22 protein-coding genes and 1 pseudogene are annotated in these 22869 nt (G+C 57.4%); 7 read left to right on the forward strand and 16 right to left on the reverse strand.

Annotated features, from left to right (window positions below; all coding sequences use genetic code 11):
• Positions 1-8: 8 nt before the first annotated feature.
• The gene (tauA, locus tag E2F51_RS05130; protein ID WP_013204160.1) at positions 9-989 is read right to left on the reverse strand and encodes a taurine ABC transporter substrate-binding protein; all 981 of its coding nucleotides are present in this window, start codon (positions 987-989) and stop codon (positions 9-11) included.
• Positions 990-1212: 223 nt separating this feature from the next.
• On the reverse strand, positions 1213-1815 hold the full coding sequence (locus tag E2F51_RS05135) for a LysE family translocator (RefSeq protein WP_013204161.1): 603 nt from the start codon (positions 1813-1815) through the stop codon (positions 1213-1215).
• Between the two features lie 85 nt (positions 1816-1900).
• Here E2F51_RS05135 and E2F51_RS05140 point away from each other — a divergent pair, with 85 nt between their 5' ends.
• Positions 1901-2893 carry a hydrolase gene (locus E2F51_RS05140; RefSeq protein ID WP_134822893.1) on the forward strand — a complete coding sequence of 331 codons (993 nt, stop codon included), beginning with the start codon at positions 1901-1903 and terminating at the stop codon, positions 2891-2893.
• 1 nt (position 2894) lies between these two features.
• Positions 2895-3113 (forward strand): YheU family protein, encoded by a 219-nt coding sequence (locus E2F51_RS05145; protein WP_013204163.1) that lies wholly within the window; start codon positions 2895-2897, stop codon positions 3111-3113.
• On the opposite strand, the gene E2F51_RS05150 is transcribed toward E2F51_RS05145, so the two are convergent.
• Genes E2F51_RS05150 through E2F51_RS05180 form a run of 7 tightly spaced genes read right to left on the reverse strand, consistent with a single transcriptional unit; the run spans position 3110 to position 10302 of the window.
• A complete protein-coding gene (locus tag E2F51_RS05150; RefSeq protein ID WP_134822894.1) occupies positions 3110-4495 on the reverse strand; it encodes an amidohydrolase family protein in 1386 nt (461 codons plus the stop codon). The two genes, E2F51_RS05145 and E2F51_RS05150, sit on opposite strands and share 4 nt — an antisense overlap.
• A gap of 9 nt (positions 4496-4504) precedes the next feature.
• Positions 4505-5269, reverse strand: a complete 765-nt coding sequence (locus tag E2F51_RS05155) for a cysteine hydrolase family protein (RefSeq protein WP_013204165.1) — start codon at positions 5267-5269, stop codon at positions 4505-4507.
• A 1-nt stretch (position 5270) separates the two neighbouring features.
• Positions 5271-5693: a cupin domain-containing protein gene (locus E2F51_RS05160; protein WP_053141563.1), complete on the reverse strand. Its 423-nt coding sequence runs from the start codon at positions 5691-5693 to the stop codon at positions 5271-5273.
• 3 nt (positions 5694-5696) lie between these two features.
• On the reverse strand, positions 5697-6635 hold the full coding sequence (locus tag E2F51_RS05165; RefSeq protein ID WP_013204167.1) for an ABC transporter permease: 939 nt from the start codon (positions 6633-6635) through the stop codon (positions 5697-5699).
• Positions 6632-7744, reverse strand: coding sequence for an ABC transporter permease (locus E2F51_RS05170; protein ID WP_134822895.1), 1113 nt, complete (start codon positions 7742-7744; stop codon positions 6632-6634). The genes E2F51_RS05165 and E2F51_RS05170 overlap by 4 nt, the downstream gene beginning before the upstream one ends.
• Positions 7728-9278 (reverse strand): ABC transporter ATP-binding protein, encoded by a 1551-nt coding sequence (locus tag E2F51_RS05175; RefSeq protein ID WP_134822896.1) that lies wholly within the window; start codon positions 9276-9278, stop codon positions 7728-7730. Before E2F51_RS05175 ends, E2F51_RS05170 begins: the two co-directional genes overlap by 17 nt.
• A 16-nt stretch (positions 9279-9294) precedes the next feature.
• Complete coding sequence (locus E2F51_RS05180; protein ID WP_134822897.1) at positions 9295-10302, reverse strand: BMP family protein; 1008 nt, start codon at positions 10300-10302, stop codon at positions 9295-9297.
• A gap of 110 nt (positions 10303-10412) precedes the next feature.
• Here E2F51_RS05180 and E2F51_RS05185 point away from each other — a divergent pair, with 110 nt between their 5' ends.
• Positions 10413-11312 carry a LysR family transcriptional regulator gene (locus E2F51_RS05185; protein WP_134822898.1) on the forward strand — a complete coding sequence of 300 codons (900 nt, stop codon included), beginning with the start codon at positions 10413-10415 and terminating at the stop codon, positions 11310-11312.
• A 33-nt stretch (positions 11313-11345) separates the two neighbouring features.
• Here E2F51_RS05185 and E2F51_RS05190 read toward each other — a convergent pair whose 3' ends face one another.
• On the reverse strand, positions 11346-12143 hold the full coding sequence (locus E2F51_RS05190) for a creatininase family protein (RefSeq protein WP_134822899.1): 798 nt from the start codon (positions 12141-12143) through the stop codon (positions 11346-11348).
• 178 nt (positions 12144-12321) lie between these two features.
• Between E2F51_RS05190 and E2F51_RS05195 the strand changes: the two are divergent.
• Positions 12322-13191, forward strand: a pseudogene (locus tag E2F51_RS05195) (phosphoribulokinase).
• Positions 13192-13230: 39 nt separating this feature from the next.
• On the opposite strand, the gene E2F51_RS05200 reads toward E2F51_RS05195, so the two are convergent.
• A complete protein-coding gene (locus tag E2F51_RS05200) occupies positions 13231-13641 on the reverse strand; it encodes an OsmC family protein (RefSeq protein ID WP_013204174.1) in 411 nt (136 codons plus the stop codon).
• A 307-nt stretch (positions 13642-13948) separates the two neighbouring features.
• Between E2F51_RS05200 and crp the strand changes: the two genes are divergently transcribed.
• On the forward strand, positions 13949-14581 hold the full coding sequence (gene crp, locus E2F51_RS05205) for a cAMP-activated global transcriptional regulator CRP (protein ID WP_005969523.1): 633 nt from the start codon (positions 13949-13951) through the stop codon (positions 14579-14581).
• 58 nt (positions 14582-14639) lie between these two features.
• On the forward strand, positions 14640-16718 hold the full coding sequence (locus E2F51_RS05210; RefSeq protein ID WP_134822900.1) for a YccS/YhfK family putative transporter: 2079 nt from the start codon (positions 14640-14642) through the stop codon (positions 16716-16718).
• A 67-nt stretch (positions 16719-16785) separates the two neighbouring features.
• On the opposite strand, the gene E2F51_RS05215 is transcribed toward E2F51_RS05210, so the two are convergent.
• The 4 genes from E2F51_RS05215 to ppiA form a co-directional block, all read right to left on the reverse strand.
• A complete protein-coding gene (locus tag E2F51_RS05215; RefSeq protein ID WP_134822901.1) occupies positions 16786-18003 on the reverse strand; it encodes an aspartate aminotransferase family protein in 1218 nt (405 codons plus the stop codon).
• Positions 18004-18084: 81 nt separating this feature from the next.
• A complete protein-coding gene (locus E2F51_RS05220; protein ID WP_013204177.1) occupies positions 18085-18663 on the reverse strand; it encodes an aminodeoxychorismate synthase component II in 579 nt (192 codons plus the stop codon).
• Positions 18664-18696: 33 nt separating this feature from the next.
• A complete protein-coding gene (locus E2F51_RS05225; RefSeq protein WP_134822902.1) occupies positions 18697-19257 on the reverse strand; it encodes a putative adenosine monophosphate-protein transferase Fic in 561 nt (186 codons plus the stop codon).
• A 97-nt stretch (positions 19258-19354) separates the two neighbouring features.
• Complete coding sequence (ppiA, locus tag E2F51_RS05230) at positions 19355-19927, reverse strand: peptidylprolyl isomerase A (RefSeq protein ID WP_013204179.1); 573 nt, start codon at positions 19925-19927, stop codon at positions 19355-19357.
• A gap of 269 nt (positions 19928-20196) precedes the next feature.
• On the opposite strand from ppiA, the gene tsgA reads away from it, so the two are divergent.
• Entirely contained in the window at positions 20197-21381 is a 1185-nt protein-coding gene (gene tsgA, locus E2F51_RS05235; protein ID WP_134822903.1) for an MFS transporter TsgA, read from the forward strand.
• A 61-nt stretch (positions 21382-21442) separates the two neighbouring features.
• Here the strand turns inward: tsgA and E2F51_RS05240 are convergent, their stop codons facing one another.
• Positions 21443-22723 carry a cytosine deaminase gene (locus tag E2F51_RS05240; protein WP_134822904.1) on the reverse strand — a complete coding sequence of 427 codons (1281 nt, stop codon included), beginning with the start codon at positions 22721-22723 and terminating at the stop codon, positions 21443-21445.
• Between the last annotated feature and the right edge of the window lie 146 nt (positions 22724-22869).

The raw sequence follows: 22869 nt of genomic DNA on the forward strand, positions 1-22869 counted from the left end.
GGAACTCCTTATTGCGTCGCGAGAGGTTTAACGAAGCGATCGGTAACGTAATCGCTGTAATCGGTGGCCGCCTGCGGCACCTTGCCCTGCTCTTTCAGGAATTTAGCGGTATCGACAATCGCCTTATCGACCGGCTTCCCGAGTTGTTCAACCTGCTGCTGGGCGGTGAGATAGGTATTGCCTTTCACCAGACCGGGAACCTGTTGTTCCGGCACGCCGCTCAGACGGGACAGTTTGCTCAGGTTGTCGCCTTCTTTCAGCCACTGCTCGGGATTATCGAGATAGCCTTTCTGTGCCGCGAGCGCGCTGCGGGCAAAGGCGGTGACCACTTCCGGGTGTTTCTGCGCAAAATCTTTACGCACCACCCAGACATCCAGCGTTGGCGATCCCCATTTCCCGACCTGATCGGAATCGGTCAGCACCTTGCCGGTTTTTTCCAGTTCGTTAACCGCAGGTGCCCAGACGTAGGCGCCATCGATGTCGCCACGCTGCCAGGCAGCAATAATGGCGGGAGGTTGCAGGTTGATAATTTGCAGCTGATCGGGACGGATGCCCCAATGCTTCAGCGCGGACAGCAGGCTGTAATGGGTGGTGGAGATAAACGGTACGGCGATGCGTTTGCCGATCAAATCTTTCGGGGTTTTGATGGTGTTTTTCACCACCATCGCTTCAGAGTTACCCAGCTGAGAGGCCAGCAGGAAGACTTCGATCGGTACCTGCTGGCTGGCGGCTACGGCCAGAGGGCTTGAGCCGATGTTACCAATCTGCACATCGCCGGAAGCCAGCGCACGCACCACGCTCGCGCCGCTGTCGAATTTACGCCAGTCGACTTTCGCCCCGCTCTCTTTGGCAAAGGTGTTGTCGGCCTGAGCGACTTTCGCCGGTTCGGCAGACGTTTGATAGGCTACAGTGACATCCACCGCCTGGGCGCTAAGCGCCGACAATCCGAGTGATGCTGCAATAAGAGTAAGAGTGAATTTTCCTGCCATGATGTCTTCCGCCGCACGTTATTGTTTGAATAACGCCTTTGTAACCGACAGTGACCATCGCAAGAAAGTAATTAGAAATTATCTGTTATAACCTTTTGTCCTTAGATCAAATGCGGGGTTTCTTAGTCAGAATCCGGGTTTAGCCCATAAAAAAAACACCGGCAGAGAAAGTGCCCCCTGAGAGCACCATACCTGCCGGTGGTTCATGTTGCCGGGCGGGGAATTAATGCCAGATCAGCAGCACGCAGGCCGCGGTCAGGATCCCCATAAAGACATTGAATATCGTCCACGCGCGACGGCTGCGCAGGATACGGCCAATCAGCGAGCCGAATCCCAGCCAGATCACGCCGGAAACCACATTCACTAACGCCATCCCGGCGCTGATGGCGAGCACCGAACCGCGGTAGGCTTCACCGGCGAGGCTAAAGCTGGCCACCGCGCCCAGCGCCATCAGCCAGGCTTTCGGGTTAATCAGCTGCAGCAGGCCGCCTTGCCAGAACGGCATCGGCGCGGCGGGTGCCGTTTCGGTGTCCAGTTTCTCGTACTTCGCGCTGGCGATTTTCCAGGCCAGCCACAGCAGATAGGCACTGCCGCCAATTTTCAGCACCAGATGCAGCGAAGGATAGAGCAGGATCAGTCCACCAATGCCAAAGGCCACCATCAGCAGCATCACCTGCATGCCGATCATGATGCCAATCAGCAACCACAGCGAGCGCAGAAAACCAAAGTTGGCGCCGGAGGCGGTGAGTAACATATTATTAGGGCCTGGCGTGATGGCAGCGACCCATAAAAAGCCTAACATCGATAAAAACAAACTCAGTTCCATATGAAACGGGTGCTCCTCACCCCCTGACCAGAAACGAACTTGTCGAAGCTAGCAATGTGACAGAGATCCTACAAGCATTTTGAACATGAATTTTAATCACTCAGCAGCCGCCTCTTTTCAGCCCTTAACCGGCATGAGCAATGCGCACCTGCAAACGCTTCTGCCGCGCCTGGTTCGCCGTCGGATTACCTTAAAACCTCACTGGCAGCGCCTGACGTTGCCGGACACGGATTTTGTCGATCTGGCGTGGAGTGAAGACCCTGCGGGTGCCAGACACAAACCGCGGATGGTGCTGTTCCACGGTCTGGAAGGCAGCTTTCACAGTCCCTATGCCCACGGGCTGCTGGAAAGCTGTAAAGCGCGAGGCTGGCTGGGTGTGGTGATGCATTTTCGTGGCTGCAGCGGCGAGCCGAATCGCCTTAACCGGATTTACCACTCTGGCGAAACCAGCGATGCCACCTTCTTCCTTAACTGGCTGCGTGAAGAGTGGGGTCAGGTTCCCACCGCGGCGGTTGGGTTTTCGCTGGGCGGGAATATGCTGGCCTGCCTGTTGGGCGAGCAGGGCAATAACTGCCTGCTGGATGCGGCGGTGGTGGTATCGGCCCCGCTGATGCTGGAACCCTGCAGCCAGAAACTGGAGCAGGGATTTTCCCGCGTTTATCAGCGCTATCTGCTAAACCTGCTGAAGCAAAACGCTGAACGCAAACTGCTTGCCTGGCCCGGCACCTTGCCCATCGATCTGACTGAACTCCGGGCGCTGAAAAAACTGCGGGATTTTGATGATGCCATTACTGCCCGGGCGCACGGTTTTCAGGATGCGACCGATTATTATCGCCGCTGCAGCGCGATGCCGCGATTGCCTGGCGTGGCGAAACCGCTGCTGATCATTCACGCCAAAGACGATCCCTTTATGACCCGCGAGGTGATCCCCGCGGCCGATCTGCTCCCTGCTTCAGTGACCTACCAACTGACCGAACATGGCGGCCATGTAGGATTTGTCTGCGGCACCTTACGTAACCCGCAAATGTGGCTTGAGCAACGCATTCCTCAATGGCTTTCAACCTGGCTGGACAACTAACGTGATTATTCCCTGGAAAGAGCTCGACGCTGAAACCCTCGATAACCTGATTGAATCTTTTGTCCTGCGTGAAGGCACCGACTACGGTGAGCAGGAACGCTCGCTGGAACAAAAAGTGAAGGATGTTCGCCGCCAGTTAAGCAGCGGCGAAGCGGTGCTGGTGTGGTCTGAACTGCACGAGACGGTCAATATTATGCCACGGGGTTCCGTGACCGGTTAGAACGCGGCAGACCGCCATGGCCGGGGTCGATCGTTGCCGGTTCTGGCAGCCAGTGACGCGGCGGCCAGGCGGGAACGAAGCAGAACGTCACGCTGATTGACCCGCGTCAGGTTTCCGGCTCGCATCACCGCTTCACCCTCGATAAACACATCGGTAACTTCGTGTCCGAGCGCGGAGTACACCAGCGCGGAAACCGGATGATGGATCGGCGTCATCGCCGGATGATCGGTTCCGATAACAATCACATCGGCTTTTTTCCCCACTTCAAGCGATCCCACCAGATGGTCCAGCCCGATGGCGCGCGCGCCGTCAATGGTCGCCATCTCCAGCACTTTTTCAGCGGTGATAATGGTTGGATCGCGATGGACGCCCTTCTGCATCAGCGCGGCGGTTTTCATTGCCTGGAACAAACTGTGGTTGTTACTGCTGGCCGGGCCATCGGAACCCAGCCCGACGGTCAGACCGGCGGCCAGCATCTCCGGGATTGGCGGAATGCCGGACGCCAGATAGAGATTGCTGCATGGGTTATGCGAAATCCGCACATCGTGATACTTCAGCGCGCGGATATCCCGCGAACTGCACTGCACGCAATGGACGGCCAGCACATCCGGCCCGAGAAAGCCGATGTCGCTGAGGAATTCCGTATCGCTGCTCTGAAAACGCAGCTGCGCCTGGGCAATCTCAAAGTCGGTTTCCGCCACATGGGTGGTGATCAGCACGCCGGTTTCATTGGCCAGCGCCCGCGTGCCGCGCAGGACTTTCTCATCCAGCGCCCAAATCATACTCGGTGCCAACCCGACTTTGACCCGCCCATCCGCACGGTGATAGCGGTGGAGCACCTGGCGGGCATCGGCCAGCGCCGCTTCGGGGGTTTCAATCAATTCGGCAGGAATGCCGTGCTCTTCACCGGTGGTGAGGAATCCCCTACAGACGTGGCCACGAATGCCGCTGAGCTCAAAGGCTTCAATCACTTTGGCGGTCAGGCCTGGCCGTGGATGCGCATACATAAAATCCACCAGCGAGGTCACGCCCGAGCGGATGGACTCCACGCAGCCATGCAGCGCGGCGGCGAAAACATCCTCTTCGGTCAGCGCCACGGCGCTCGGCCCGGTCATGCAGGTGAACCACTTTTTCAGCACCATATCATCGCCCAGCCCCTTCAGCAGCGTCTGGAACAGATGCGTATGGGTGTTCACCATGCCGGGCATAATGATGCTGTCACGGCAATCAATGATCTCGGCTTCCGGGTTCGCCGCCTGCAGCGTTTCCCGCGAGCCGATGGCGGCAATGCGATCGCCGCTGATTAACAGGCTGGCCTGCTGGTAGATATCCCGGTCGGGATTCATCGTGATGATCCAGCCATCAGCAAGAATATAAGACAAGAGGCCCCCTTAAAGCTGCGGCAGCAGTTCGGCTGAACTGACGACGAAACCGAAACATTGCTGCACGTTGTACAGCGTGGCATCCAGGCAATACGCCGGGGACGTGGTCGCGCTGCAGTCTTCCAACAGCAGGCAGTCGTAGCCGTGAAAATTGGCGTCCTGCAGCGTACAGAGCACGCATTGATCGGCATTCACGCCGGCAAACAGCAGCGTGGTGATGCCCATATTGCGCAGCACGCTGTCCAACACGGTGTCCTTAAAGCCGGACATGCGATATTTACTGATGCGGATGTCATCCACTGCCGGCGTTAACTCATCGATGACCTCGGCGGCCCAGCTTCCTTCCTGCAATACCGGTTCACCCGATACCGGCAGCGGATCGCCCAGCCCCACGCTTGCGCCGTCGCCGTTATAGACGTGCAGTAACGCCGGGCTGAGATTGAGCTTGTCGGGCCGGTTTCCCCAGTTAAGCCAGACCACCGGCACACCCGCTTCACGCAGCGATGGCAACAGGGATTGCAGCGGTGCAATCGGCGCACGCGCCGGCGTCACATCGACGCCAATGTGCCCCAGCCAACCCTCGGGATGACAAAAGTCATTCTGCATATCAATCACCAGCAGCGCGGTGCGCTGCAAATCGAAGGTGATTTCTCTGCCACGGCTGAGCAGGCTAACCGGATGGCAGGAAACCGGTGGCCGCACCATGTTGACCTCGCTGGCCGACACGCGCCATTGGTTGTGCGCCGCACTTCCCAGGGGATTCAGTCCTGACATATTAACTCCCGCTTAATACACGCAAATCTTCTTCATCCAGCGCCATCGGCTGGCCGCTGCGGATCAGTTCCGCAAACCCTTCGTTCGGTGTCATCACGGTCAGGGTGTAGAGCTTGCCGCTGCCGGTATTGCGGATCAGATGTTCATTACCCGGATGCAGCAGCAGCGCATCGCCCTTACCGATGGTCACCTCATCGCCATTGCAGCTCGCCACGCCCTCACCTTCCAGCACGTAGAAGAACTCGTGAGCATGGGCATGTTCATTGGGTGGCGTTGCGCCGCCGACGGTAAAAATCTCCACCACGAAGATGTTTTCAATCCCGTCCTGCTGCTGGTCGAACAGCACCGCAAAGTAGTTGGTGTCTTTCGGGCTGATGCGGAAGACCTGAGCCTCCGCGGGGTTAGTCAGGCGGAAATTTTTCATCCATTACTCCTTGCGATAGGGTTGAGTTAACGCCGCAGGCTGCACCGTGCGTCCAACGACGCCCGACATGGCGAGGATGGTCAACAGATAAGGCAGCGCCAGCAGCACCTGCGGCGGCAGGCTGCTTTCAAACAGCTGAAGCGACAGTTGCAGCGCATCCGCCGCACCAAAAATACAGGCGGCAATCAGCGCTTTAACCGGGCTCCAGCGGCCAAATATGACGATGGCCAACGCGATAAATCCCTGGCCGCTGACAATATTGTCGCGGAACAGACCAATCTGCGCGGTGACCAGATAGCTCCCCGCCAGGCCCGCGCCCAGACACGAGAGCAGTACGCCCCAGGTGCGAATGCGCAGCACGTTGAGGCCCGCGGCATGCGCCGCCCGAGGGTTTTCCCCGACGGCACGCAGCGAAAGGCCGAACCGGGTATGGAACAGGCCATAGTGCGCAATGCCGACTAACAATAAGGTGAGATACAGCGGCAGAGGCTGGGAGAACAGCACCGGCCCGATGCCCGGCAGCGTGGAAAGACCGGGAATATGGATGGCGTTAAGCATGGCGATGGTTGGCGAAGAGCTGTCGCCCATCACCAGCGAGTAGGTCCAGGTTGCCACGCCGCCGGCGAGGATGTTAAAGACGATGCCAATGACGATCTGGCTGGCATGCGCCCGTAAATAGAGCGCGGCCAGCAACACCCCTACCACCAATCCGGCCACGCCGCCGGCGATAAAGCCCAGCGCGGTAGAACCGCTGTAGACGGCGGTCATATAGCTGGCCAGCGCCCCCATCAAAATGGTGCCTTCAAGGCCAATATTCAGCACGCCCGAGCGCTCAGCATAGATTTCGCCGAGGGCTGCCAGCAATACCGGGCCGGCCAGGCGCACCGCTGCCGCCAGCCAGGTGACAATAAACGCCGTATCGATATGCATCAGTGCAGTCATGACTTCTCCTCCGTCAGAGAAGAGTGCGGCGAACGAGCAGGCCAGCGCAGACGGTAATAGCGCAGGATATCGCCCGCGAGGATTAGGATAACCACCAGGCTTTGCAGGATCAGCACCACCGAGGTGGGCAAGCCCGTCTGGCGTTGCATCGCGCTGCCGCCAACCTCAAGCCCGCCATACAAAATGGCGGTTGGGATCACCAGCAACGGATTAAGCCTGGCGAGTAACGCTACCACCACGCCGATAAATCCCACGCCGCCCGATAAGCCTTCCATCAGACGATGCTGAACACCCAACACCGCACACAGTCCCGCCAGTGCGGCCAGTCCACCGCCCAACAGCACCGCCTTCATTTGACGGCTGGCAACATCAATGCCGCTGTATCGCGCGGCTTTGGGATTGAGTCCGCTGACAATGATTTCAAAGCCCGCCGGCGTCGCCCGGATCAGCCACCAGACGTACAGCGTGGCGATAAGCGCGATGCCTAATCCCCAGTGCGCCCGCATACCGTCCATAATAAACGGCAACCAGCTCTCTCTCGGCAGACGCGGCGTTTGCGGCAGATCGCCCATCGCCCGCATCGGCCCGGAGACCAGATACTGGATCAGGAAAATGGCGACATAGTTAGCCATCAGCGAGATCAGCACATCGTTGCCGCCAAACCGTACCCGCAGATATCCCACCCAGCCGGCCCACAGCGAACCGGCGACAAAAGCCGCCACGATAACGGCGGGCCAGTAAGCCCAGTCCGGCAAACTCCACGGCAAGCCCTGCGGCGTGCCGGCTAACGCCACCCAACTCGCCGCCGCGGCGCCCACTAAAAAGCAGCCTTCAAAGCCGATGTAGCCCAGGCCCGCGCGCCAGATCACAATCGTCCCGAGCGCAATCAGGATCAACGGTGTGGCCTGCACCAGCGTCTGCCCGATGCCACGCACCGAGCCGAACGCTTCGCTGAATAAAAAGCCATAGGCGCTGAGTGGATTGCCGCCGAAAGGGATAAACAGCAGTCCGGCGAGGAAAAAGGCCACCAGCATGGCGCCGGAGGTGGTGATGGCAATGGCGGTTGAGGAGTCGGCGGGTGCCAGTCGTTTTTCAAGCAGCCTGGTCATTGTCGGCTCCTGAAACAGGTTTGCCACCGGCCATCAGTTCGCCGAGCTTTTCGGCCGTGGCGTCTGAGGCATCGAGGATCCCGGCGATTTGCCCGCTGTACATCACCCCCACCCGGTCAGACAGGTTGAGGATCTCTTCCAGCTCGGCCGAAATCATCACGATAGCGCAGCCGCTGTCGCGTGCGGCCAGCAGCGCCTGCCAGACCGCTTCCACCGCGCCGACGTCCAGCCCTCGCGTCGGCTGTTCCACCACCAGTAACTGCGGTTTACGGGCCACTTCGCGACCGAGGATCAGTTTTTGCAGATTGCCGCCGGACAGTTTTCCGGCTTCGAAGTCGGTATCCGGGGTGCGGACCTTGAAATGATTGACGATCGCCCGTGCGTGCCGCGCAATTTTCTTGCGGTCGAGCAGCCAGCCGCGAGCATGGGTAAAGGTTTGCTGCGCGCCTAACATGGCGTTATCCGCAATCGACAGCGAGGTCACCGATCCGACGCCCCGACGATCGGCGGGGATAAAACCCATGCCCTTCGCGCGTCGCCCGGCAGGAGACAGCCCGGTGATATCTTCGCCTCCCAGCCAGATGCGCCCGGCTTCCACTTCGCGCAGATTCAGTAACGCTTCAGCCAGTTCGGACTGCCCATTACCGTCGACACCGGCAATGCCTAAAATTTCACCGGCGGCCACCTTCAGCGAGGCTCGCCAGATTTTTTGCTGACCGGATTCGTCCCGCACCGCGATATTGTCGACGTGCAGCACCTCTTTTCCCGGCCGACAGGGCGATTTATTCACCCTCAGCACCACATCTCGTCCCACCATGCGCCGGGCAAGATCGGTTTCCGACGTCTCGCTGACCGCCACGGTATCGATCATCTTGCCGCCGCGCATCACCGAGACGCGATCGGCTATCGCCATAATTTCATACAGTTTGTGCGTCACAATGATTACCGAGCGCCCTTCGGCACGCAGTGATTTCAGCGTGGCAAACAGCCCTTCTTTTTCCTGCGGTGTCAGCACCGCGGTGGGTTCATCGAGGATCAACACCTGGGCATCGCGATACAGCAGCTTGAGGATTTCAACCCGCTGCTGCACGCCAATCGGCAGATGCTGCACCTTCGCCCAGGGATCGACCGCCAGACCATGACGATCCGACAAGGTCTGCAAACGCGCCGCCGCCGTGCGTAAATCCAGCCGACCGCTGCGGGTCTCTTTCAGTCCGAGGATCACGTTTTCCACCACGGTCATCGGCTGCACCAGCATAAATTCCTGATGGACCATGCCGATGCCACAGGCAATGGCATCACCCGGATCGCGCAACGTCACCGGCTTACCTTCGATAACGATCTCGCCTTCATCGGGCTGATACAGGCCATAGAGGATCTGCATCAGGGTACTTTTCCCGGCGCCGTTCTCACCGAGCAGCGCATGAATTTCCCCGGAAGCCACCTGCATCGTCACACAGTCATTGGCCGTGACGCGCGCAAAACGCTTGGTGATCTTATTGAGCGCGACACGGACTGACGGAGTTGATGCCATATCAAAAATCCTTTGCTCACACGTTAGGAACGATGCTGCCGTTATCCAGCTGCTGCCAGATGGCGGTAAACGTCTGCCAGGCCTCAGCGCTGACCAGCTTGCTGTTGTATGGCTCGCTGCCGTACACCACCGACCAGGCTTTGGCGACCGTTGGCGACCACTCTTTGCCGCCCATAAAGCGTTTACTGGCGACCGAGTGGCCGACTTCTTCCACCATCCAGTCAAGGTTCTGCTTCAGGCTGCAGGCGATATACGCCGGGGCCACGTCCTTCTGATCGGCATAACAGCCGATGGCCTTGACCTTCGCCGCCGCCGCGCCTTGCAGCGCCCCTAAGCCGGTCACATCGGCGGTATGCCAGATCACATCCGCACCGTTGCCGATCAGGGTGGTGGCCGCTTCCCGACCTTTGGCCGCATTGTCATAATCGCCGGTTACCACGCCCAGGCCTTTTACTCCCGGACGCGTTTTCTCAGCGCCGGCAATAAACGCCCGCATCATCGCCTGCTGCGTCGGGTTATCCCCGCCGCCGACAAAGCCCACCGCCTTGCCCTTATCGGAAATCAGCGCCGCCAGCGCGCCGGCAGCATAAGCCGACTGCAGGTAGGCCAGATTGACGTACTCAACGTTGGCAGGTGCTTTGCTGTCTGGCTTGAAGGTCGACGCAAAGAAATAGGTGTCCGGATAATCAGGGCCGATTTCAGCAAAGGCCGAGCCGTATTCAAAGCTGTGTCCGATAATCAGCGAATAGCCGTCGTCGGCATAACCGCGGATGGTCTGTTCCATCTGCGCCTGCGGCACGCTTTCGCTCCAGGCAACGGTGAAGCCCTCTTTCTTCAGGGCCTGTAATCCCTGATAAGCGAGCATGCTCCAGCCGCCATCGGCGACGGAGCCGGGTAATAACAACGCGATCTTAATGCTTTTATCGGCCGCCAATGCACGCTGCGAAAGTAACGGCGCCAGAGCCGGTAACATCACCGCACCCGCCAGCATTTTTGCAAATCCCCTGCGACTTACACCTGCCATTTTTTTGCCCCCTCAACTGAAGATTGTTCAGTTATGCCGCGATTTTCGTTACCTTAAAAGCACATATTTTCGTACTCATTGATGCCTTAAAGGCAACGAAGGAGTTTTGCATGTTGCAACACCGGCTCTGGACCTACCTGGATGAAGTGGCGCGCTGCGGATCGATCCGCAAAGCCGCAGGTCGGCTGCATATCTCAGCGTCGGCGATCAACCGCCAGATCCTCGCGCTGGAGGAAGAACTGGGCACGCCGCTGTTCCAGCGCTTGCCGCGTAAAATGGTGTTAACCGCGGCGGGCGAAGTGTTGATCCACCATGTGCGGAAGACCTTTAAAGAGCTGGAATGGGCGCAGATTAAGATTGAAGAGCTGAAGGGATTACGGCGAGGCGAAGTGACGGTGGCGATGATGAGCGGGCTGGCCGCCAATTTGATCCCGCGAATGGCCGCTGAATTTCGCCGGGCAAATCCGCGGGTGAAACTGATCCTCCGGCAGATGACCACCGGCGATGACATTACCGCCGCGGTGGGATCCGGTGAGGCCGACCTCGGGCTGGGGTTCGATTTTGACCTGCCGCCCTCGTTGCGCATGCTGGGCAGCGCCGTCGGCAGACTCGGTGCGGTGGTTGCTCCCGGCCATCCGCTGGCCGATAAAACCAGCCTGAGGCTCAGCGACTGCGTGCCTCATCCGCTGGTGATTGCCGATAAGTCGATGGTGATCCGCCCGTATCTGAATGAGCTGTTTGCCCGGGCGATGGTCACCGTGCATCCGGTAATTGAAACCAACTCAATCGAAGTGATGCGCCAGGCGGCGATGTTCGATCAGGCGCTGACCTTTTTAACGCCGTTTGATATCGAATTCGATCTGCGCAGCGGGCGTTTGATGTATATCCCGGTACGTGAACTGTCGCAGCAGGCACAAACGCTGATGCTGATTGGTCACGACCGGGGCACCAGCGCGATCGGCAGCGTGCTGGCAGAAACCATCAAAGTGATGATGGGACAGATGGCGTAACGGCGTTGCCGCGAAGACAACGCCCGTGGACCTTTAGCGCTGGAAAGGAGGTTGATAAGCCTGCACTTCCTCAATCAGCCGGATCAGGGCCTCAGCCGCCCGATCGGTTTCAATCTTACCGCGTTCAGCATCTGCCGCCGCCGCATTGCCGGTAGTGCCGGAAGGGTGCAGATCTTCCGCCATCCAGCCAAAGCCGACGCCGCCTTCCGGGGTCAGAATACCGCCCGTTTCCGCCAGCGCCACCGAGGCGGAGACAAAGTTCTGCGCATAGTCCATCTGCACCAAATCCGGGTGCAGATGCAGCATCACGCTGGTTTCCGATTCCCCGCCGTGAATGCCGTGCTGTAACTCTTCCGCGCTAAACAGATCGGAAGAATCAATGGTGCGGAACCAGCTGGCACCGACCGCAAACAGCTCGAGTTCAATGCGCAACTGGCGACAGACGATTTCCATCAGCTGCGGTTGCCCACCATGGGAATTCCAGAAAATCAGTTTACGGATCCCGGCACGCCAGGCGCTTTTTGCCACCTCAAACCAGACTTTACCCAACACCTCATAAGGAAGGGTTAAGGTGCCGGGAAAGTTAAGGTGCTCATCGGATTTTCCTACCGGTAACGCCGGGAGGATCAGTACCGGCAAATCCGCCGGCATCAGCTCGACCGCGCGCGCAATAATGCCCGCGTTGATCGCCGCATCCACCCGGACCGGCAGGTGCGGACCGTGCTGCTCGACGGCGCCAATCGGCAGCACCGCAATCACTTTATCCATGTCCAGTTCACTGAATTCTCGGGTGGAAAGATCCCACCACCAGCGCGACGACGGCATATTCATCTGGCACCTTCTCCTGCATCATTTTTGTCAGTCTGCGGATATTCGTGGCCGAATTGAAGCAGCAAAAATGCGGCGCAGCGTTGCTTTTTTGGCATCAGAGAGTGGCAAAGATGACACCCGTGCGCGAAACATGGTACCAATGCGTGATCGATGTGACTTTTCTCAGGGAGGTATGCGCATGTCAGCCAAACATCCGGTTATTGCCGTCACCGGCTCCAGCGGGGCGGGAACCACCACCACCAGCCTGGCCTTCAGAAAAATCTTCCAGCAGCTGAATCTGCATGCCGCCGAAGTCGAAGGCGACAGCTTTCACCGTTATACCCGTCCTGAAATGGATATGGCGATCCGTAAAGCGCGCGATATGGGCCGCCATATCAGCTATTTCGGCCCGGAAGCCAATGACTTCGCCCTGCTCGAACAGACCTTCGCGGAATATGGCCGGTCAGGCAGCGGCAAATCCCGCAAATATCTGCACACCTATGATGAAGCGGTCCCCTGGAATCAGGTTCCGGGAACCTTTACGCCGTGGCAACCCCTCCCGGAACCGACCGACGTGCTGTTTTATGAAGGGCTGCATGGCGGCGTGGTGACGCCGCAGAACAATGTCTCCCAGCAGGTTGATTTGCTGGTTGGCGTGGTGCCGATCGTGAACCTCGAGTGAATCCAGAAACTGGTGCGCGATACCAGCGAACGCGGCCACTCACGCGAAGCGGTGATGGATTCGGTGGTGCGATCCATGGAGGATTACATCAACTTTATTACGCCGCAGTTCTCCCGCACGCACATTAACTTCCAGCGCGTGCCGACGGTGGATACCTCTAACCCGTTCGCGGCGCGCGGTATCCCGTCGCTGGATGAAAGCTTTGTGGTGATCCATTTCCAGGCGCTGGAAGATATCGACTTCCCGTATTTGCTGTCGATGCTGCAGGGATCCTTTATCTCGCACATTAATACGTTGGTGGTGCCGGGCGGCAAGATGGGACTGGCGATGGAGCTGATTATGGGGCCGCTGGTGAAGCGTCTGATCCAGGGTAAGAAAATAGAGTAAGCCCCGCGGGCACGGGGCTTAGGGCGGCGATGGGATGACTTACGCCGGTAACTCAATCACTTCATAGCTGTGGGTGATTTCCACGCCCTTGCCCAGCATCAGTGCCACCGAGCAATATTTCTCTGCGGAGAGATCGACGGCACGCGACACCGCTTTATCGCCTAAGGCCACGCCGGTGACGATAAAGTGCAGATTGATGTGGGTGAACAGGCGCGGGGCCTCTTCACGGCGTTCGGAGCTGAGCTTCACTTCGCAATCCTTTACGTCGTGGCGGCCCTTCTGCAGAATGGAAACCACGTCGATTGCGCTGCATCCGCCCGCGGCCATCAACACCATCTCCATCGGGCTCGGGGCTTTATCGCCCGCATTTCCGTCCATCAGAACCTGATGCCCGGATGAGGATTCTCCCAAAAACGTTAACCCTTCAACCCACTTGACTCGAGCCTGCATAACAATTTCCTCTAATTCATTCAGTTATCGCCAGATTACGCTTTAGGCAGAAAAACGGCAATGCGGCAATTTTCGCACTATGCTGAAGCGAGACAACACAAGACACTCGTTGAAAGCTGTGCTACAAACAAAGCTGTAATATTTTCGTCAGTACTCTACAGGCACGACGAAACGAATCGCATAACGAGCCAGGCTTTTAACAGAGGCCCGAATAAATTTCCTGATGGGAAACGCTTGACTATTTCAACGCCTGGCAGGGAACTCTGCCCCTGTATTTAGGCACGATTACAACAGAGGATAACAGCGAATGGTTCTCGGCAAACCGCAAACAGACCCGACACTTGAATGGTTCCTGTCTCATTGCCATATTCATAAGTATCCATCCAAGAGCACGCTGATTCATCAGGGTGAAAAGGCAGAAACCCTCTACTATATCGTCAAAGGTTCAGTAGCGGTGCTTATCAAGGATGAAGAAGGCAAAGAGATGATCCTGTCTTACCTCAATCAGGGCGACTTTATTGGCGAGCTTGGCCTGTTTGAAGAAGGTCAGGAGCGCAGCGCGTGGGTACGCGCGAAGACAGCCTGTGAAGTGGCTGAAATCTCCTACAAAAAATTCCGTCAGCTGATCCAGGTTAACCCTGACATTCTGATGCGCCTGTCTGCCCAGATGGCGAATCGCTTGCAGGTCACTTCTGAGAAAGTGGGCAATTTAGCTTTCCTCGATGTGACGGGTCGCATCGCGCAGACCTTGCTGAACCTGGCAAAACAACCGGACGCCATGACGCACCCGGATGGGATGCAGATCAAGATCACCCGCCAGGAAATTGGGCAAATCGTTGGCTGTTCTCGTGAAACAGTGGGACGCATTTTGAAGATGCTGGAAGATCAGAACCTGATCTCGGCACACGGTAAAACTATCGTTGTCTACGGCACTCGCTAATCGGCTCTGATCCACGGCGCAACACCTGGTGTTGCGCCTTTTTATTTGGTGTGGAGTGATGTGGCGTCGACTGATTTATCACCCGGAGATCAACTACGCATTGCGCCAGACGCTGGTGCTCTGTTTACCGGTAGCGATGGGATGGCTACTGGGCGACTTGCAAAAAGGGTTGCTGTTTTCCTTAGTCCCTGCCTGTTGCAACCTCGCTGGCCTTGATACTCCTCATAAGCGCTTTTTCAAACGCCTGATCGTTGGCGGAAGCCTGTTCGCCTTCAGCAGTTTCCTGATCCAGTATCTTGCCGGTCACCACGTTCCCCTGCCCGTGATCCTGTTTTCGATGGCGATGCTGCTGGGCGTCACCGGTGAAATCAGCCCGCTGCATGGCCGCCTGCTGCCCGGCTCGCTGATAGCCGCAATCTTCACCCTTAGCCTGGCAGGACGCATGCCGGTGTGGGAACCGCCGATGCTCTACGTGCTCGGCACCATCTGGTACGGCGTGTTCAACTGGGTCTGGTTCTGGCTGTGGAAAGAGCAGCCGCTGCGGGAAACCTTAAGCCTGCTCTATCGCGAGCTGGCGGGTTACTGCGAAGCGAAATACACCCTGCTGACCAAACTCACCGATCCGGAGAAAGCCCTGCCTCCGCTGCTGGCGCGCCAGCAAAAAGCGGTCGACCTGATCACCACCTGCTATCAGCAGATGCATATGCTGTCAGCCACCAACAACAATCACCACAAGCGGCTGACCCGCGCGTTTCAAATCGCGCTGGATTTGCAGGAGCACATCTCCGTCAGCCTGCATCAGCCGGAAGAAGTACAAAAGCTGGTGGAGCAAAGCCATGCCGAAGCGGTGATCCGCTGGAACGCGCAGACCATCGCTGCCAGGCTGCGTGAACTGGCCGACGATATCCTCTACCACAAGCTGCCCGAGCGCTTCACCATGGATAAGCAGCTTCAGGCGCTGGAGAAGATCTCACGGCAGAATCCGGATAACCCGGTGGGCACCTTCTGCTATTACCACTTCAGCCGCATTGGTCGGGTGCTGCGTACCCAGCGTCCCCTTTATCAGCGCGATTTGATGGCTGACCGGCAGCGCCGACTGCCGCTGCTGCCGGCCATCAGAAGCTATTTGTCGCTGAAATCGGCCGCCTTGCGCACCGCCGCCCGCTTCGCGGTGATGCTCACCTTTGCCAGTTCGCTGGCGCTGTTCTTTAATCTGCCCAAACCCTACTGGATCCTGATGACGGTCATGTTTGTCAGCCAGAACGGTTACAGCGCAACCCGCGTCCGCATCCAGCACCGTGCGCTGGGCACGCTGGCCGGGCTGGTGATTGCCGCGGTGACCTTGCGCCTGCAGGCACCCGAATCCATCGTGCTGCTGGTGATGTTAGCCATCACCCTTATCAGCTACCTGTTTATCCGTAAATTCTACGGCTTTGCGATGATTGGCTTTACGGTCACCGCAGTGTATTCGTTGCAGCTGCTCTCGCTTAACGGCGCAGACTTCCTGCTGCCGCGTTTACTGGATACGCTGATGGGTTGCCTGATTGCCTTCGGCGGCACCATCTGGTTGTGGCCGCAATGGCAAAGCGGGTTGCTGCGGCAGAATGCGCATGACGCGCTGGAAACCTATCAGGATGCGCTGCGGTTATTGCTGGGGAATGAACAGGACCCGGTGAAGCTGGCCTATCAGCGTATCCGCGTTAATCAGGCGCACAACGCCCTGTTCAACTCGCTCAATCAGTCGATGCAGGAGCCAGGCTTTGATCCCAGCTATCTGGCGGATATGAAACTGTGGGTGACGCACAGCCAGTTTATCGTCGAGCATATCAATGCCATGACCACGCTGGCGCGGGAACACACCATGCTGACCTCGTCGCTGGCGGAGCGTTATCTGCAGGCCTGTGAGGTTGCTTTGCAGCGTTGCCAACAGCGGCTGGAGTATGACGGGCCGAGCTCAGAAGCGAACGTGCTGGATACGCAGATGGAGTTGAATCAGGGGCCGGTGACCATCCTGGAAAGGCATGTGAAGCGGATCCTGGGGCACCTCAGCGTGATGCACACCATCTCGTCACTGGCGTGGAGCGCGCGACCGCATCATGGGCGCTGGTTGTCCCGACGGTTAAGGAAGTCGACGTAAGCAGAATGGTGCGGAGAAAGGCAGGCGGGGATCGGGAGCTGAACCTGTCAGCTCCCAAGACTGCCGGTTAAGACAGGACTTTTTCGACGGCTTTGGCGAAGCGCGCCATGCCTTCTTCAATGTCGGTCGGCTCAATCACCAACGATGGCGCAAAGCGGATCACATCGGTACCGGCATTCAGGATCATCACCCCTTCAGCGGCGGCGGCATTCAGAATATCGCGCGCTTTGCCCGCATGTTGTGGCTTCAACGCCGCACCAATCAGTAGCCCTTTACCGCGAATGTCGCTGAACAGATCCAGTTTCGCGTCCAGCGCTTTCAGCGCGGTGACAAACTGCTCACGACGCGTTTCCACCCCGCTCAACACCGCTTCGGTATTGATGATATCCAGCGCGGCTTCGGCAATGGCACAGGCCAGCGGATTTCCGCCGTAGGTGGTGCCGTGCACGCCAGGCGACATGGTGGAGGCAATTTCGTTGGTGGTCAGCATCGCACTGACCGGGAAACCGCCGCCCAGCGCTTTCGCGGTGCTGAGGATATCGGGCGTCACGCCATAATGCTCATAGGCGAACAGCTTGCCGCTGCGACCCATACCGCTCTGCACCTCATCCAGTACCAGCAACGCCTGATGTTCGTCACAGAGTTTGCGCAGCCCCTGCATAAATTCAACGGTCGCGGGCATCACGCCGCCTTCACCCTGAATCGGCTCAACCACGATGGCGCAGGTGTGATCGTCAATTACCGCTTTGACCGCATCCAGGTCATTGAATGGCACATGCACGATATCGGCAGGTTTCGGGCCAAAGCCGTCAGAATATTTCGGCTGGCCACCGACAGAAACGGTAAACAGCGTGCGGCCATGGAAGCCGTTGTGGAAAGCGATGATTTTGCTTTTGAACGGCGAATGGCGTTTAGAGGCGTAATAGCGGGCCAGCTTGAAGGCGGCTTCATTGGCTTCAGCACCGGAGTTTGCGAAGAACACGCGCTCGGCGAAGGTGGCGGCGATCAGCTTGCTGGCAAGGCGCAGTGCGGGTTCGTTAGTGAACACATTGCTGGTGTGCCAGAGGGTTTCACCCTGCGTTTTTAACGCTTCCACCAGCACCGGATGGCAATGTCCCAGCGCGGTGACCGCAATCCCACCGGAAAAATCGATGTACTCTTTGCCCTGCTGATCCCAGACACGGCTCCCTTTGCCTTTCACTGGCACAAACTGCGCTGGTGCATAAACAGGCAATATCACTTCATCAAATGTCGCCCGCGTTACCGCTAATTTATCCGCTGCCATTGACTACCTCATCATTTGTAACGTTGCAGGAAAGTGAAATTATAATCATAAAATATGCATAATAAATCACTCAAAGGCAATTTATTTACGCGCGAGAAAATTCGCCAGCAGCTGATGCCCTTGCTCGCTAAGGATACTTTCCGGATGGAACTGCACGCCCTGCAGCGGCAAATGGCGATGGCGGAAGCCCATAATCTCGTCCGGTTGTCCGTCTGCGAGGGTCCAGGCGGTGATTTCAAAATCATCGGGCAGCGAGCCGTTTTCCACAATCAACGAATGGTAGCGGGTGACGGTGAGCGGATGATTCAGCCCGGCAAACACGCCGCCATCGTTGTGTTCAATGGCGGAGACTTTCCCGTGCATCACTTCGCGCGCCCGCACCACGCGCGCGCCAAACGCCTGGGCAATCGCCTGATGCCCCAGGCAGACGCCAAGAATCGGCAGCTTTCCGGCGAAGGCGCGGATAGCCGACAGAGAAATCCCCGCGTCGTCAGGCGTGCAGGGCCCCGGAGAAATCACCAAATGTTCGGGCTGTAGCGCCGCGATCTGCTCAAGGGTGATCCGATCATTTCTGTGGACTTCAACCTCGGCGCCCAGCTCGCAAAAGTACTGGTAGAGGTTCCAGGTAAATGAGTCGTAGTTGTCGATAAGCAGTAGCATGGTGGCTCCGGGCGGGATCAGGACCGCGCTATTCTACGCACTTTCCGGCCGTTCGCTTACCACTTTGCCAAACGCGGCGGTCAGTAAGCTGAGATCCCCGTCCAGACTCGCCTGGTTCGCGGCCTGCCAGCTTTCCGCATCCATATTCTTCCACTGAATATCAAACCCGGCCTGAATGATCACCTGCTCAAACAGCAGTCGCTGAGCGCGCCCATTGCCGTGCAGGAACGGATGCAGCACCGTGAGTTCGCAGTAATACCACGCCAGACGTTCGGTCAGCGTTTCCAGCGGCAAATCGGCCAGGCCATTCTCATCTTCAAGCGACTGCATCAGCGCATTGCCTTCTTTCTCGATATATTCGAAATGGCAGCACGGCGTATCGCCCAACTGGATATCAACGCGGCGCAGTTCGCCCGCATCCTCAAGGACATCCTGAAATAACGCATGGTGAAGCGCCCGCAAATGGGGAAGTCCGGGATGAGCAGGGCCGGGATCGAAGGCGGTGCCGTCTAACTGAAAACTGGCGAGGAAATTGGCCTCCAGTCGTTGCTGCCAAAGGCTGTGTTTTTGTTTCTCGGTGACTTTTTTGGACATGCTGCCTCCATGACGAAGTGATTGCTGCTTAATGCGGCCGGGCGGCCGCGTGCAAGATGCCTGCACTCAGTATAAGCAGCAATCACCCATCGGGAGATTAAGGCAGTACTTTTGCGGAGAGGATCACCACCGGTTTCACCGGAACATTCTGGTAAGGACCGACGTTCTGCGACTGAACCTGAGAGATTTTATCCGCCACGTCCTGGCCTTTCACAATCTTACCGAACACCGCATAGCCAAAATCACGCTGGCCATGGTCGAGGAAAGCGTTGTCCGCGACGTTGAGGAAGAACTGGCTGGTGGCACTGTCCTTGTCCGCGGTACGGGCCATTGAAATGGTGCCGCGCTTGTTCAGCAGGCCATTGTCGGCTTCGTTTTTAATCGGCGCGTTGGTCGGCTTCTGCTGCATATCCGCAGTAAAGCCGCCGCCCTGCACCATAAAGCCGGGGATCACGCGGTGGAAAGTGGTGTTGTTATAAAAACCACTGTTGACGTAATCAACGAAGTTCTTGGTGGAGATCGGGGCTTTCTGATTGTTGAGTTCCAGCTCAATGTTGCCAGCGGAGGTGGTCAACATCACATGCGTGTCTCCCTTGGCTGCCAGAGCAGATACGGAGATCGAGGACAGCGCGAGAACGGTCGCAACCGCTGTCAAAGTACGTTTTAACATGAAAGATTCCTTACAAAGGGCTACAGGCAAGAAAACTGATTGTAAAGAGGCGCTTACCCGTGCGCCAGCGTTTTACCTATATTTACGTCGAAACCTGTCCGGGCAATCGCTTGCGAGAGCCGATAAAGCGTGAGCTTGCTCACGTTATTCATGAATATGAAAACAAATGTTTCATTAATTATTTAAGCTGATCACGATTATCGTTACACTTCCGACGCTTACCGTGGGCGTCCTGCTCCACACTCCCTTTGACTCACAGGTTTCCAATTATGACTAATCGCGATCGCATCGGGCTTACCTGGATCAGCTTCTTCTCTTATGCGCTTACCGGCGCAGTGGTTATTGTGACCGGGATGGTGCTGGAAAATATTGCTGACTATTTCCAGTTACCTGTTGCCCAGATGAGTAATACCTTTACCTTCCTGAATGCCGGTATCCTCGCTGCGGTGTTTCTGAATGCCTGGCTGATGGAAATTATTCCGCTGAAGCGCCAGCTGATCTTTGGTTTTGTGCTGATGGTGTTGGCGGTGCTGGGGCTGATGAACAGCCACAGTCTGAGCGTCTTCTCTCTGTGCATGTTTGTGTTGGGTGTGGTCAGCGGCATTACCATGTCGATCGGCACCTTCCTGATCACCCATCTGTACGAAGGCCGTCAGCGCGGTTCGCGCCTGCTGTTTACTGACTCCTTCTTCAGCATGGCCGGAACGATTTTCCCGATTATTGCCGCCGCCATCCTCGCACGATCGCTGCCGTGGTACTGGGTGTATGCCTGTATCGGCGTGATCTACGTGGCTATCTTTGTGCTGGCGCTGTGCTTTGAGTTCCCGGTGCTCGGCAAGAAAGCCCCAAACCAGCCGCAGGGTGAGAAAGAGAAATGGGGTGTTGGCGTGCTGTTGCTCGCCGTTGCTGCCCTCTGTTATATCCTGGGCCAGCTTGGCTTTATCGGCTGGGTACCGCTGTACGCCACCAAAACCATGGGCATGGATATCAGTCAGGCCGGCGGTCTGGTCGGTAACTTCTGGACCTCGTACATGATCGGCATGTGGGCATTCAGCGCCATTCTGCGCTTCTTCGATCCGCAGCGCATTGTCACCGTGCTGGCCCTGCTGGCGACCGCACTGATGTACTGGTTTGTCACCTCGACCGACGCGTCGATGCTGAAGTGGATCATGATCAGCCTGGGCTTCTGCTCCAGCGCGATTTACACCACCATCATCACCCTCGGCTCGCTGCAGACCAAAGTCTCCTCGCCGAAGCTGGTCAACTTTATCCTGACCTGCGGCACCGTCGGCACCATGCTGACCTTCGTGGTGACCGGGCCGATTGTTGAGAAAGGCGGCGCACATGCGGCGCTGTTAACAGCAAACGGTCTGTATGCCGTGGTGTTCGTGATGTGTCTGCTGCTGGGCTTCGTCAGCAAGCATAAGCTGCCTGGCCATATGTCCGCGCACTAAGCACCACACAGATCAACGAAAGGCCGGGAAACCGGCCTTTTTTATTGCCTGCGGGAAAGGCTCAGCGCCTGAAATCCACCGGCTCGCTTTCCTGCAGATGAATGGTGGTTTCGGCAGGCCGGGTCTCTGCAATCACCCTTCCCTGACGAATCGAGTAGCGCACCGGCACCTGACGACGCACGGCATCAAAACCATTCTCCGCCGGCAAAATAATCAGGTTGGCGCTGTTACCTGCCTCGAGTCCGTAATCCGTCAGGTTCATGGTTTTGGCGCTGTGATGGGTGATCAGATTAATGCCGGCATCAATCTGGCCGTAACCCATCAGCTGGCAGACGTGCAGCCCCATATGCAGCACCTGCAGCATATTTGCCGTGCCTAACGGATACCAGGGATCGAACACATCATCGTGGCCAAAGCAGACGTTGATCTCCGCGTCGAGCATCTCTTTCACCCGCGTAATGCCCCGGCGTTTAGGGTAAGTATCAAACCGCCCCTGCAGGTGAATATTGACCAGCGGATTGGCGACAAAGTTGATGCCGGAGAGCTTCAGCAGGCGGAACAGCCGCGAGGTATAGGCACCGTTATAGGAGTGCATCGCCGTGGTGTGGCTGGCAGTGACGCGCTCGCCCATTTTCTCGCGCAGCGCCAGCGCGGCGACCGTCTCGACGAAACGGGATTGTTCATCATCGATTTCATCGCAATGCACATCGACCATTCGCTGATACTTCTGCGCCAGCGCGAAGGTTTTATGCAGCGACTCCACGCCATATTCACGGGTGAATTCGAAATGCGGAATAGCGCCAACCACATCCGCTCCGAGCTTCAGCGCCTCTTCCAATAACGCTTCGCCATTTGGATAAGAGAGAATGCCTTCCTGGGGGAACGCCACCAGCTGAATATCGACCCACGGCGCCATCTCGGCCTTCACTTCCAGCATCGCCTTCAGCGCGGTCAGCGTGGGGTCGGACACGTCCACATGGGTGCGTACGTGCTGAATGCCGTTGGCAATTTGCCATTTCAGCGTCTGCTTCGCCCGCTGCTTAACATCGTCGTGGCTCAGCAGCGCCTTGCGTTCCGCCCAGCGCTCAATGCCCTCGAACAGCGTTCCCGACGCATTCCAGGCCGGTTCGCCCGCGGTCTGCGTGGTATCCAGGTGAATATGCGGCTCGATAAATGGCGGAAAGGCTAATCCTCCTTCCGCATCCAGCGCATCCCCCGTGGGAGGATCCTGCGTCTGCGGGGAAATCTGAACGATCCTGCCGGCGTCGATCTCAATTTGCCAAAGGCCTTCCCGCGCCGGCAAACGAACATGCGTAATCCATTTCAAATTAACTGCCTGCATAAACGCTCCTGAGGGTCAGTGATCTCTTCTTTAACCATAACATTGTTTACGCGGGCTGCACCGCAGATTGTCAGTCAGCGGCTGATGCGTTTCAGCTGAAGTTCTGCAAATTCCAAAACTTACAATAAAACTCAGAAAATCAGCAG

This window comes from Erwinia sp. QL-Z3 (genome assembly GCF_004551645.1).
GTDB lineage: Bacteria > Pseudomonadota > Gammaproteobacteria > Enterobacterales > Enterobacteriaceae > Erwinia > Erwinia billingiae.

Excerpts from the sequence above, each read along its gene's own strand:
- E2F51_RS05225 (WP_134822902.1), bottom strand. The coding sequence starts at position 19,257 with ATGTCCAAAAAAGTCACCGAGAAACAAAAACACAGCCTTTGGCAGCAA.
- E2F51_RS05215 (WP_134822901.1), bottom strand. The coding sequence starts at position 18,003 with ATGGCAGCGGATAAATTAGCGGTAACGCGGGCGACATTTGATGAAGTG.
- E2F51_RS05185 (WP_134822898.1), top strand. The coding sequence starts at position 10,413 with ATGTTGCAACACCGGCTCTGGACCTACCTGGATGAAGTGGCGCGCTGC.
- E2F51_RS05170 (WP_134822895.1), bottom strand. The coding sequence starts at position 7,744 with ATGACCAGGCTGCTTGAAAAACGACTGGCACCCGCCGACTCCTCAACC.
- E2F51_RS05165 (WP_013204167.1), bottom strand. The coding sequence starts at position 6,635 with ATGACTGCACTGATGCATATCGATACGGCGTTTATTGTCACCTGGCTG.
- E2F51_RS05240 (WP_134822904.1), bottom strand. The coding sequence starts at position 22,723 with ATGCAGGCAGTTAATTTGAAATGGATTACGCATGTTCGTTTGCCGGCG.
- crp (WP_005969523.1), top strand. The coding sequence starts at position 13,949 with ATGGTTCTCGGCAAACCGCAAACAGACCCGACACTTGAATGGTTCCTG.
- E2F51_RS05140 (WP_134822893.1), top strand. The coding sequence starts at position 1,901 with ATGAATTTTAATCACTCAGCAGCCGCCTCTTTTCAGCCCTTAACCGGC.
- E2F51_RS05210 (WP_134822900.1), top strand. The coding sequence starts at position 14,640 with ATGTGGCGTCGACTGATTTATCACCCGGAGATCAACTACGCATTGCGC.
- E2F51_RS05160 (WP_053141563.1), bottom strand. The coding sequence starts at position 5,693 with ATGAAAAATTTCCGCCTGACTAACCCCGCGGAGGCTCAGGTCTTCCGC.
- tsgA (WP_134822903.1), top strand. The coding sequence starts at position 20,197 with ATGACTAATCGCGATCGCATCGGGCTTACCTGGATCAGCTTCTTCTCT.
- E2F51_RS05135 (WP_013204161.1), bottom strand. The coding sequence starts at position 1,815 with ATGGAACTGAGTTTGTTTTTATCGATGTTAGGCTTTTTATGGGTCGCT.
- E2F51_RS05155 (WP_013204165.1), bottom strand. The coding sequence starts at position 5,269 with ATGTCAGGACTGAATCCCCTGGGAAGTGCGGCGCACAACCAATGGCGC.
- E2F51_RS05180 (WP_134822897.1), bottom strand. The coding sequence starts at position 10,302 with ATGGCAGGTGTAAGTCGCAGGGGATTTGCAAAAATGCTGGCGGGTGCG.
- E2F51_RS05175 (WP_134822896.1), bottom strand. The coding sequence starts at position 9,278 with ATGGCATCAACTCCGTCAGTCCGTGTCGCGCTCAATAAGATCACCAAG.
- tauA (WP_013204160.1), bottom strand. The coding sequence starts at position 989 with ATGGCAGGAAAATTCACTCTTACTCTTATTGCAGCATCACTCGGATTG.
- ppiA (WP_013204179.1), bottom strand. The coding sequence starts at position 19,927 with ATGTTAAAACGTACTTTGACAGCGGTTGCGACCGTTCTCGCGCTGTCC.
- E2F51_RS05200 (WP_013204174.1), bottom strand. The coding sequence starts at position 13,641 with ATGCAGGCTCGAGTCAAGTGGGTTGAAGGGTTAACGTTTTTGGGAGAA.
- E2F51_RS05220 (WP_013204177.1), bottom strand. The coding sequence starts at position 18,663 with ATGCTACTGCTTATCGACAACTACGACTCATTTACCTGGAACCTCTAC.
- E2F51_RS05190 (WP_134822899.1), bottom strand. The coding sequence starts at position 12,143 with ATGAATATGCCGTCGTCGCGCTGGTGGTGGGATCTTTCCACCCGAGAA.